Source organism: Piscibacillus salipiscarius, from assembly GCF_042685285.1.
Lineage (GTDB): Bacteria > Bacillota > Bacilli > Bacillales > Alkalibacillaceae > Piscibacillus > Piscibacillus salipiscarius.
The window spans coordinates 1-11,911 of record NZ_JBHUMZ010000039.1; the positions used below are offsets into that span (position 1 = coordinate 1).

The following is an 11,911-nucleotide window of genomic DNA, read 5'->3' on the forward strand; positions in this document are numbered from 1 at the left end:
TAACGGGTGCGTTAGTTCAATAAGATAATAAAACCAAACAGAACTTCCAATTTTATGGAAGTTCTGTTTTTTCTATAAATATCAACATTAAACTTTAACAGAGCCATTTAAAAAAGAAATGAATGATTATTCATTTTGTAAGAAGGAATTTTGTAATAGCTTGTAGAATTATGACTAAGGGAGAATTAAGAACTTTAGAATGGAGGATTCATCATGAATGAAGTCAAACCCTTTAACAAGGTTCTTGTAGCTAACAGAGGAGAAATTGCTATAAGGGTGTTCCGAGCTTGTACGGAACTTAATATCCGAACAGTAGCTATTTATTCTGAGGAGGATACAGGCTCTTATCATCGTTATAAAGCTGATGAGGCTTACTTGGTAGGAGTTGGAAAGAAACCAATTGATGCTTATTTAGATATCGAAGGGATTATTTCAATTGCTAAACGAGTTGGGGTAGATGCGATTCACCCTGGTTATGGATTCTTATCAGAAAATGTTCATTTTGCTAGACGATGTGAAGAGGAAGGCATTAAGTTTATTGGTCCGTCTAGTGAGTTATTAGATGTTTTTGGTGATAAAGTAAAAGCAAGAAATCAGGCTGTGAAAGCAGAAATCCCAGTGATTCCGGGATCAGATGGACCCGTCTCATCATTAGATGAAGTTCAAAATTTTGTTTCAAATCATGGATTTCCTATTATGATTAAAGCTGCATTAGGTGGCGGCGGACGAGGTATGAGAATCGTACGCACTCAAGATGCATTAAAGGAAGCATATGAACGAGCGAAGTCCGAAGCAAAAGCCGCATTTGGTAGTGATGAAGTTTATGTTGAAAAATTAATAGAAAGCCCTAAACATATTGAAGTTCAAATTATTGGTGATGAAGACAGAAATGTTGTTCATTTATATGAGCGTGATTGTTCTGTCCAAAGAAGGCACCAGAAGGTTGTAGAGGTAGCGCCAAGTGTTTCTTTAGATGATCAACAGCGTGAAGAAATTTGTGAAGCAGCCGTACAACTGATGAAGAGTGTGGACTATGTAAACGCGGGGACTGTTGAATTCTTAGTAACTGAAGATGAGTTTTATTTCATTGAGGTTAACCCGCGAGTCCAAGTTGAACATACCATAACTGAAATGATCACAGGTGTTGATATTGTTCAAACACAGATTCAAATCGCCATGGGCAAGCAGTTGCATGATTCACCGATTGACATTCCGAAACAAAAAGATATCTCAACTCACGGTTTTGCTATTCAATCACGTGTAACGACAGAAGACCCTCTTAATAATTTCATGCCTGACACGGGTAAAATTATGGCTTACCGTACAGGTGGCGGTTTTGGTGTGCGCTTAGATGCAGGGAACGGATTCCAAGGTGCTGTTATTTCACCGCACTATGATTCATTACTTGTAAAGGTTTCTACATGGGCACTAACATTTGAACAAGCTGCTAAGAAGATGGTTCGTAACTTAAAAGAGTTCAGAATTCGCGGAATTAAAACCAATATTCCATTTTTAGAAAATGTTATATTACATGAGAAATTTGTTAATGGTACTTATGATACGACGTTTATTGATCAGTCACCTGAATTATTTGTATTTCCTAAACGTAAAGACCGAGGTACTAAGTTATTAACATACTTAGGACACACTACGGTTAACGGCCCTGTCAGTCAAGGCAAAGAGAAAAAACCACTTTTCTCAAAACCTAGAATACCAGAATATGATTTAAATCAAACATATCCTGAAGGGACGAAACAGTTATTGGATGAACAAGGTCCAGAGGCAGTTGCTGATTGGCTTAAGAATCAAAAAGAAGTTCAGCTAACTGATACAACGTTCCGGGATGCACACCAATCATTACTAGCAACACGAGTAAGAACAAAGGATTTATTAGATATTGCTGAACCAACATCTAAACTACTACCTAATTTATTCTCAGTTGAGATGTGGGGAGGAGCAACCTTTGATGTATCATATCGTTTCTTAAGAGAGAATCCTTGGGAACGTTTAAGTAAGTTAAGAGAAAAAATGCCAAATGTTTTATTTCAAATGTTACTTCGAGCAAGTAATGCCGTTGGATACAAAAATTATCCAGATAACGCTATTGAAAAATTCGTTGAACATAGTGCACAAATGGGAATAGATGTCTTCAGAATATTCGATAGTTTAAACTGGATTGATGGCATGAAGCCTGCCATTGAAGCGGTTCGTAAACAAGGGAAAATAGCGGAAGCTGCGATGTGTTATACGGGAGACATTTTAGACCCGGACCGTGCTAAATACGATTTAGATTACTATATTAACTTAGCTAAAGAGTTAGAGAATGCAGGAGCTCATATTTTAGGTATTAAAGATATGGCAGGACTGCTAAAACCAGAAGCGGCTTATCGTTTAATTAAAGCATTAAAAGAAGAAGTAACAATTCCAATCCATTTACACACTCATGATACAAGTGGTAACGGAATCATGATGTATTCTAAAGCGGTTGACGCAGGTGTTGACGCGGTAGATGTTGCGGTAAGTACAATGGCAGGAAGCACATCACAGCCAAGTGCGAACAGCTTATATTACGCATTAGAGCATCACGACCGTCAACCTGATCTTAATATCGATGCGTATGACCAATTAGCTCGATACTGGGAAGATGTACGTGAATATTATGCTCCATTTGAAAATGGCCTCAAGGCACCACATTCGGAAATTTACTTCCATGAAATGCCTGGTGGGCAGTATAGTAACCTTCAACAACAAGCAAAAGCTGTTGGTTTAGGTGAACGCTGGGATGAGGTTAAAGCGATGTACCGAAAAGTTAATGATATGTTTGGGGATATTATAAAAGTAACTCCATCTTCTAAGATTGTAGGAGATATGGCGTTATTTATGGTGCAAAATGACTTAACTGTAGACGATGTTTATGAAAAAGGAGATTCTTTAGATTTTCCTGATTCAGTCGTTGAATTTTTCCAAGGTTATATAGGTCAGCCATATCAAGGATTCCCTAAAGAACTTCAAAGAATTGTGTTAAAAGGTAGAGAAGCTATTCAAAGTAGACCTGGAGAACATTTGAAATCAATAAACTTTGAAGCATTAAAAGAACAGCTCTATGATAAATTAGGTCGACAAGTAACCGATCTTGAAATCATTTCAGCTGCATTATATCCAAAAGTTTTTGATGACTATCAAAATTTCGTAGAAACATATGGTGATATTTCAGTTCTAGATACACCAGCATTTCTATATGGTTTAAGGCTTGGAGAAGAAGTAGCAGTTGAAATTGAACAAGGTAAAACACTGATTGTTAAATTAGTATCAATTGGTGAGGCGCAAAAAGATGGAACACGAGTCGTTTATTTTGAATTAAACGGACAGCCTCGTGAGGTCGTTGTAAGAGATGAGAATGTTGAGAACGTACTAGAACAACGTGCGAAGGCAGATAAGATGAACCCTAGCCATATCGGGGCATCTATGCCTGGTACCGTTATTAATGTACTGGTTAAAGAAGGAGAAAAGGTTAGTAAAAACGATCATCTAATGATCACAGAGTCGATGAAGATGGAAACAACGATTCAAGCACCATTTGAAGGTATAGTTAAAAAAGTGCATGTTAAAGATGGAGAAGCTATTGAAAGTGGAGATTTATTAATAGAGGTTGAATAAAAAAAAGAAGATTAAGGGTTGCTTAAAACCCTTAATCTTCTTTTTTAGCACTTCTATAAGAAAGTAATATAAAATAGCTCAGTAAAGCAAAGAATAACGAAATAAAGAGTGCATGCATTAATGCAATGGTTGTATTTTTTAATGTGAAAATGACAAGTGCTCCAAGAATTACTTGTAAAGTAATTAAGATGGAAGCAATAAACCAACCATTTTTTATAAATACTTTCTCTTTATAGTTTCTATATAAATGAAGCAATAAGCCAATGACCCAAATAAATAGTAGACCTGCCATCAGTCTATGGCCCATTTGAATCCATTGCTCAGTACCTAAATTACCGAAGTTAAAAGGTTCTTGATTATAGCAAAATGGCCAATCGACACAAGCTAAACTAGATTCTTTATGCCTTACTAGAGCTCCAGAATAGACAACGATTAAAGTATAAATAAAAATGCCATAAAATTGAGTACGTATCTTTTTTGGGATCTTTAACTGGTCTGTATGGAATTTACCGTCAACGTCAAAAATAATTAAAGCTAACAAAAATACAGTTGCGAACGATACGAGTGAGATACCAAAATGAAGTGCTTTAATCAAACTAGTTTGTTCGAATAAAACAGCACCAGCACCTAGTAATGACTGTAGAATAAAGAACACAATCGTCATGACAACTAGAAATTTTGTTTCTTTAATATGCTGATAATGACGCCAAGCAACGTACGATAACAACCCGACGAAAATAATGGCAACACCTGTGACCATTCTGTGACTGAATTCAATTAGAAGTTCAAACGTTATATTTTTAGGGATGAGTTGTCCTTCACATAATGGCCAACTCCTACCACATCCTAAACCTGATCCAGTTTTGGTTACTAATGCTCCTCCGATTAGGACAAACAACATAACTAATACGGATACCAATGCTAGTGGTTTTGGCTTAATCCACTTGTTCATTTATGTCACCTTCTTTCATGAAGAACGCCTAGTACCTATCGTAATATAATTTCTTGGACTGTGGGAACTAATTTCTTTACAAAATTATAACACTTATAATCGACAATTACCTACATTAAGAGAAATAGACTATAATTTTTAACAAACTGTGAAAAATAATAAGAAATCAAATTTTAGACTGCAATTTTCGCTAAAATATGCTAATTTATTCTTTGGACATTATTTTTTCACACATTTTTCACATCTAAAAAAGTTTTTATGTGGTTAAATAGAAGTAAAGAACATTCCATGATACAATAATATTGGTTACATAAGGTACATTTGGTACATCTTATGAAACTTATTAGGATCTTTTAGAGGGGACGGCGGACATTATGAGTGAACCTCGTTCAATAGAATCGACAATTTCTCAATTAAAAGGTCAAGAAACGAGTATTAAGGCTCTGTGGACTGACTTTTTAGCTCTTATAAAAATTGGGATTATTAATTCAAATCTTATCACAACGTTTACTGGTTATTGGTTAGCGTTATACTTTACAGGAAACACATTTTCATGGTCAACCTTTATATTATTGATGGCTGGTACATCATTTGTGATCGCAGGTGGTTGTGTCATCAATAATTGGTATGACCGAGATATAGACCATGTTATGTCTCGTACAAAAACTAGACCAACCATTACAGGTACGATTCCATTAAATGTTGTTATCGGCATGGGAGTCGCCTTCAGTATTATTGGCTTTATGCTATTATACTTAACGACCCCAATGGCAGCGGTATATGGATTCTTTGGATGGTTTGTCTATGTAGTTTTATATACAATGTGGTCTAAACGTAAATACACCATCAATACGGTGGTTGGAAGTTTTTCAGGAGCAGCACCACCTTTAATTGGTTGGGCAGCTGTTGATGCGTCATTGCATCCAGTAGCGTTTGTGTTATTTCTTGTTATGTTTATTTGGCAAACACCGCATTTCTTATCATTAGCTATAAGGAAAAGGGATGAATATAGTAAAGCTGGTATACCAATGCTTCCAGTTGTTTATGGTAATAATATTACTAAAAGACAAATCTTAATTTATACGATTTGTTTGTTACCACTACCTTTTTATTTCTTTTCTTTAGGTCCAATATTTTTAGTGTTTGCATCTTTACTTAATATTGGATGGTTATTAATTGCGATCTATGGCTTTAAAATGAAAGATGATGATCGCTGGGCAAAATGGATGTTTGTATATTCCTTAAACTATTTAACATTTTTCTTTGTAGGGTTAGTTGTTGCTACCTTACCAATATTCGCGTAAGTAATTAAGAAAAATTTTCTTTTTCTTAATTCAATTATATAATGTATTCAACAACTTAAGATTAATAAGAGAAAGAGAGGTATTGATGATGAAAGGGTGGATGAGTAAATTCAAAGCTATATTCGCTTTGATCGTACTTGCACTTGTTTTATCAGGTTGTGGTAAACCGTTTCTAAGTGCTCTTCAACCAAAAGGTGAAGGTGCAGAAATGATCTACGACTTGATGATTCTAAGTATTGTCATCATGTTATTTGTATTTGTAGTAGTAATGGTGATTTATACGATTGTTATTATTAAGTATCGTCAGAAGAAAGACGACCCAGACTTTATTCCTAAACAAACGGAAGGAAGTCATGCATTAGAAACATTGTGGACTGTTATACCAATTATTTTACTATTGATTCTGGCAGTTCCAACTGTGCAATATACATTTGCACTAGCTGATACTTCTCCTGAAATTAATGAAGAGGGAGAAGAACAAGATTCTTTATGGATCAATATTACAGGTGCACAATATTGGTGGCACTTTGAGTATGATGGCTTAGAAGTTTCAACAAGCCAGGAATTATATATTCCTACTGACAGAAGAGTGTACTTATCTATGAGTTCACAAGATGTCATTCACTCATTCTGGGTCCCGGCCATTGATGGTAAGATGGACGTAAACCCTACAGGTAACACAAATGAGATGACCCTTCTAGCAAAAGAAGAGGGAGTCTATTGGGGTAAATGTGCTGAGCTTTGTGGCCCTTCACACTCAATTATGGACTTTAAGGTCATTGCAGTTAGCCCAGGTGAATTTGAGCAGTGGGTTAAAGATATGCAAGGTGTGACTGGTGAAGAAACTCCTGAATCAGCTACAGCCCAAGAAGGTCAGCAGCTATTTGCTGACAACTGTATGACTTGTCACGCAGTTGGTTCAAGTCCTAACAAAATTGGACCAAACCTAACTAATTTTGGTGACCGATTGAAGATTGCTGGAGTTGTTGATTACAATAAAGAAAACTTAATCGAGTGGATTCAAACCAAAGGTAAAGAAATGAAACCAGGTAACCACATGCAAGATGCTCCTTACAATTTGAAAGATGAAGAAGCAGAAAAAATCGCTGAGTACTTAATGGGGTTAAGCCCAAGTGACATAACTCCTGAAAGTGCAGAAGACAGCGTTTATAAAGACTCAGACTTATCATCGTTATTCCCTGAAGAAGAAGCTGAAGGTGAAGGTGAGCAATCACAAGATGGTGAGAGTGAAGAAGGGTCTGATGGGGAAGGCTCAAGTGAAGACGGAGCAGAAGATGAAAATTCAGATGAAGAAAACAACGAAGAATAGTGAATTAGAAATCACTTTTAGAGGGAGGTTAATAGCGTGAGCGCAACAGCTAAGAAAGCTGGCTTCGGGGCTACACTGTGGGATTACTTAACAACAGTAGACCACAAGAAGATCGCGATTTTGTATTTAGTCGCTGGTATGTTCTTCTTCTTGCTTGGTGGACTCGAAGCTATGATTATTCGTATACAGCTAATTGAGCCAAATAACGATTTTGTTTCAGCTCAATTTTATAATGAAGTCTTAACAATGCACGGAACCACGATGATATTCCTAGCAGCGATGCCATTAATCTTTGCATTAATGAACGCTGTTGTACCATTACAAATTGGTGCTCGTGACGTCGCGTTCCCATTTGTTAACTCATTAGGTTTTTGGTTATTTTTCTTTGGTGGTGTCATGCTAAACGTATCATGGTTCGTAACAGGCGCTCCTGATGCAGGTTGGACAGCTTATGCACCGCTATCGATATTCTCTGAGGGCCATGGGGTAGACTTTTACGCCATAGGGCTACAGATATCAGGTTTTGGTACACTGATGGGTGGTATTAACTTTATTGTTACTGTTGTTAATATGAGAGCACCAGGTATGACATATATGAGAATGCCACTATTCACGTGGACGGCATTTATCGCAAGTGTACTTATTTTATTCGCATTCCCTGCTTTAACAGTAGGACTATTCTTAATGACATTTGATCGTCTATTCGGTGCAAACTTCTTTGACCCAGCAATGGGTGGTAACGCAATTATCTGGGAGCACTTATTCTGGATCTTTGGTCACCCAGAAGTTTACATCTTAATCTTACCTGCATTCGGTGTGTTCAGTGAGGTCATTCCAACCTTTGCTAAGAAACGATTATTCGGTTATTCATCAATGGTTTTCGCAACCGTACTAATTGCCTTCTTAGGTTTCATGGTTTGGGCACACCACATGTTTACAGTTGGTTTAGGTCCAATTGCGAACTCGATCTTTGCAGTTGCAACTATGGCAATTGCAGTTCCTACAGGTATTAAGATTTTTAACTGGTTATTTACTCTTTGGGGCGGAAGTATTCGCCTAACATCACCAATGGTTTTCGCTTTAGGATTTATTCCTACCTTTACAATTGGTGGTATGACGGGTGTCATGCTTGCTTCCGCAGCAGCTGACTTCCAATATCATGATTCTTACTTTGTTGTTGCACACTTCCACTACGTTATTGTTGGTGGTGTTGTACTTGGACTATTTGCCGGAATCATTTACTGGTGGCCAAAAATGTTTGGTACAATGCTTAATGAAAAACTTAACCACTGGTTCTTCTGGTTATTCTTTATCGGATTCCATTTAACGTTCTTTATTCAACACTTCTTAGGTTTAATGGGAATGCCGAGACGTTATTGGATCTTCTTAGAAGACCAAGGTTTAGATTTATTTAACTTCATTAGTACAATAGGTGCCTTCTTTATGGCAGCTGGTACAATCTTATTCTTAATCAACGTTGTGATCACACAAGCTAAAGGTGTTAAAGTTTCTGGAGACCCTTGGGATGCTCGTACACTTGAGTGGGCTATTCCATCACCACCTCCTTTCTATAACTTTCAACAAGAGCCTCTAGTTCGTGGTTTAGATCCATTATGGATTGAGAAGATGGAGGGTGACGGTAAAATTCAACCTGCAGAGCCATTAGGTGATATTCACATGCCTAATAACTCATTTGTACCGTTTATGATGTCCTTAGGTTTATTCATTGCAGGTTTTGGCGTTATGTTCCAAGGTTCTTACTGGATCTTAGCAGTAATCGGTTTTGGAATTACTGCAGGAAGTATGCTTTACCGCTCATTCAAGGACGATCTTGGTTATCACGTCCACAAAGAGGATTTAGAAGATGAAAAGGGGGATGGTTCTAATGGCTGATGATATGCTTAAATCAACAAACTTGCCTCAAAACCCAGAAAGAGCCACCCTTGAAGGTCGAAACAAATTTATGGGTTTCTGGTTTTTCCTAGGCGGAGAAACCGTATTGTTCGCAAGTTTATTCGGAACGTATCTTGCACTTAAGAATTCAACAGTAGATGGACCTGCTGCAAATGAAATATTTGGATTAGAACTTGTTTTCATTATGACGATTGTATTATTAACGAGTTCATTAACTAGTGTTTATGCAATGTATCATATGAAAAACAACGATCCTAAAAAAATGCAGCTTTGGTTAGGAATTACCGTGGCATTAGGTCTAACCTTTTTAGGCTTAGAAATTTATGAGTTTTATCACTATGTACATGGATATCACTTTGGATATACAACATCAGCGTTTTCTTCAGCCTTCTATACATTAGTTGGCTTCCACGGAGCACACGTTGCATTTGGTTTAGGTTGGATCGTTTCATTAATGATTCGTAATGCTAAACGTGGTGTTAACCTTTACAATGCACCAAAGTTTTATATTGCTAGCTTATACTGGCACTTCATTGACGTTGTATGGGTATTCATCTTCACAGTTGTATATTTAATGGGAAAGGTGGGCTAAAGTATGGCAGATAACACCAATTCCACAAATGAAAAACAACAGTTTTATCGTAAAAAGCATAAAGAGGAAATGAAACATCATGTTCTAACATTCGCGATGATGATTGCCTTTACGTTAATCGCTTTTGGTTTAGTCATCTCTGGTGTTAGTGCAATGTTCACTGTTCCAATTATTTTAGTATTAGCTGCAGTTCAAGTATTGTTCCAGTTATATTATTTCATGCACATGAATCAAGAAGGTCATGAAATGCCTGCATTAATGATTTATTCAGGTATCTTTGCAGCTATTCTAACGGTATTAGCGTTAACAACCATCGTTTGGTGGGGATCATAATATAAAAGAGGCTTCCTAAACTTAGGAAGCCTCTTTATTTATTCTTGTTGGTACTGAACATAGTTAATATGATTATCTTAAATTCAACAATTTTATTAACGAATCGCGATTTAGTCGAGTTATATTTAGGTTTGTTGTATACTAAATATTGAGAGAAGAAGTACCTTCGAGGTGATAACACATGTGGGATAAAATTCAGATTTTTGGTTTTAGGGCACTATGGAGTCCTGATATCATTGTAATAACATTATTATTAGGTATTATATATTTTGTATTAACTGGTCCTTTAAAGCATAAAACTGGCTTAAAAGAAGGGCCGACTAGAAAACAAAAAATAAATGTATATCTAGCCTTATTACTGTTCTATGCAGTTAAAGGTTCTCCATTATACTTACTGTCTCATATCTTGCTAATGGCACATATGGTCCAAATGGCTGTACTTTATTTAATTATACCAATCTTAATAATCAAAGGGTTACCCGTAGAATGGTGGAGAAAATTATTTAACACTCCGGTTATAAGAAACGTTTTAAATTTACTTACGAAACCTTTAGTCGCAGTTATCTTCTTTAATGGATTATTTTCTTTATACCATTTACCAGTGATATTAGATTTCTCTAAAACAAGTAATTTTGTACATTGGTCGGTTACATTATTTATCTTGTTTGCTGCTTTTTGTTTTTGGTGGCCATTAATTACACCACTAGAAGAACAAGAATATTTGAAGCCTTTATATAAAATCTTCTATATTTTCGGCAGTGGTATGTTGATTACGCCAGCTTGTGGTTTAATTATTTTTGCAAGCGATCCATTGTACGCAACTTATTCTCAACCAGATGCTTTTACGCAGGCAATGGCACTCTGTGTACCTCCAGATGTATTGCAGAATATGAATTTAGGGGGTCCGCAATTATTCCTTAATATGCCACTTGTATACGACCAGCAAGCAGCTGGCATTATTATGAAAGTATTACAAGAGTTAATTTATGGCGGTGTCTTAGCAAAAGTGTTCTATCATTGGTACAACAAGGAAAATAAAGGTATTGATCCGTTACCATCACAGCAAACTTTAACGCCAAATTATGAAAGAGGTTGATCCAAATTGAACTTGCCACTTCTTCCGACACTTAGTACGTCATTTATTGTGATAAGTGCCATCTTTATTGCAATCGGTTGGGTTCTAATAGCTAATAATAAGCCTAAACAGCATAAAAAAGTAATGATTACTGCTGCTGTTTTTGCTTTATCCTTCTTTATTATCTATATGTCTAGAACAATCTTTATTGGAAACACGAGCTTTGGTGGACCAGAGGATATGAAGATTTTCTATACAGTCTTTCTTATTTTTCATATCATTCTAGCTACAACTGGGGCTGTATTTGGACTTGTCACGTTAACGTTAGCGTTTAAACGAAATATTAGTAAGCATAGAAAAATTGGACCTGTCACAAGTGTTATTTGGTTCTTCACTGCTATTACAGGAGTTGCTGTTTATTTATTACTTTATGTACTGTATGAAGGTGAACACGGACAGAATTTGTTTCAGGCTATTTTTGGAGCGTAGTTATCAGATGCCCAGTAGGCTATAAATATCCACTGGGCATCTTTTTTATCCATATAGAAAAAGCGAAACACTTAGATCAAAGGAGTGTTTCGCTTTTTTTGAGTTTAAATTTTGGCTCTAGAATATTTGTTGGGGTATAGATTACTTTCTGATAATTTGTTTGAAGTAATCTTAGGTTAACCTTTCAGGTTAGGCCTTCCCTTTCCGCGGGCGATCCGCGAGCCTCCTCGAACTTCACTAACGTTTCGTTCTGTGGGGTCTCGCC

General features: G+C 36.5%; 9 protein-coding genes. 8 read left to right on the top strand and 1 reads right to left on the bottom strand.

Translation table 11 applies throughout. The features are described from left to right. Positions 1–213: 213 nt before the first annotated feature. Positions 214–3,657: a pyruvate carboxylase gene (pyc, locus tag ACFSW4_RS12000; RefSeq protein ID WP_377329531.1), complete on the top strand. Its 3,444-nt coding sequence runs from the start codon at positions 214–216 to the stop codon at positions 3,655–3,657. Positions 3,658–3,688: 31 nt separating this feature from the next. Here the strand turns inward: pyc and ACFSW4_RS12005 are convergent, their stop codons facing one another. Beyond that, positions 3,689–4,609: a COX15/CtaA family protein gene (locus tag ACFSW4_RS12005; RefSeq protein ID WP_377329533.1), complete on the bottom strand. Its 921-nt coding sequence runs from the start codon at positions 4,607–4,609 to the stop codon at positions 3,689–3,691. A 374-nt stretch (positions 4,610–4,983) separates the two neighbouring features. Between ACFSW4_RS12005 and cyoE the strand changes: the two genes are divergently transcribed. The 7 genes from cyoE (at position 4,984) to ACFSW4_RS12040 (ending at position 11,646) form a co-directional block, all read left to right on the top strand. Next, the gene (cyoE, locus tag ACFSW4_RS12010) at positions 4,984–5,913 is read left to right on the top strand and encodes a heme o synthase (RefSeq protein ID WP_377329535.1); all 930 of its coding nucleotides are present in this window, start codon (positions 4,984–4,986) and stop codon (positions 5,911–5,913) included. A gap of 85 nt (positions 5,914–5,998) precedes the next feature. Next, positions 5,999–7,243: a cytochrome c oxidase subunit II gene (coxB, locus tag ACFSW4_RS12015; protein WP_377329537.1), complete on the top strand. Its 1,245-nt coding sequence runs from the start codon at positions 5,999–6,001 to the stop codon at positions 7,241–7,243. Positions 7,244–7,279: 36 nt separating this feature from the next. Beyond that, positions 7,280–9,136 carry a cytochrome c oxidase subunit I gene (gene ctaD / locus ACFSW4_RS12020; RefSeq protein ID WP_377329539.1) on the top strand — a complete coding sequence of 619 codons (1,857 nt, stop codon included), beginning with the start codon at positions 7,280–7,282 and terminating at the stop codon, positions 9,134–9,136. Continuing rightward, on the top strand, positions 9,129–9,749 hold the full coding sequence (locus ACFSW4_RS12025; protein ID WP_377329541.1) for a cytochrome (ubi)quinol oxidase subunit III: 621 nt from the start codon (positions 9,129–9,131) through the stop codon (positions 9,747–9,749). The genes ctaD and ACFSW4_RS12025 overlap by 8 nt, the downstream gene beginning before the upstream one ends. A 3-nt stretch (positions 9,750–9,752) precedes the next feature. Beyond that, positions 9,753–10,082: a cytochrome c oxidase subunit IVB gene (gene ctaF / locus ACFSW4_RS12030; protein WP_054755012.1), complete on the top strand. Its 330-nt coding sequence runs from the start codon at positions 9,753–9,755 to the stop codon at positions 10,080–10,082. Positions 10,083–10,263: 181 nt separating this feature from the next. Continuing rightward, positions 10,264–11,178 (top strand): cytochrome c oxidase assembly factor CtaG, encoded by a 915-nt coding sequence (ctaG, locus tag ACFSW4_RS12035; RefSeq protein WP_377329543.1) that lies wholly within the window; start codon positions 10,264–10,266, stop codon positions 11,176–11,178. Positions 11,179–11,190: 12 nt separating this feature from the next. After that, entirely contained in the window at positions 11,191–11,646 is a 456-nt protein-coding gene (locus tag ACFSW4_RS12040) for a DUF420 domain-containing protein (protein WP_377329545.1), read from the top strand. Positions 11,647–11,911 lie beyond the last annotated feature (265 nt).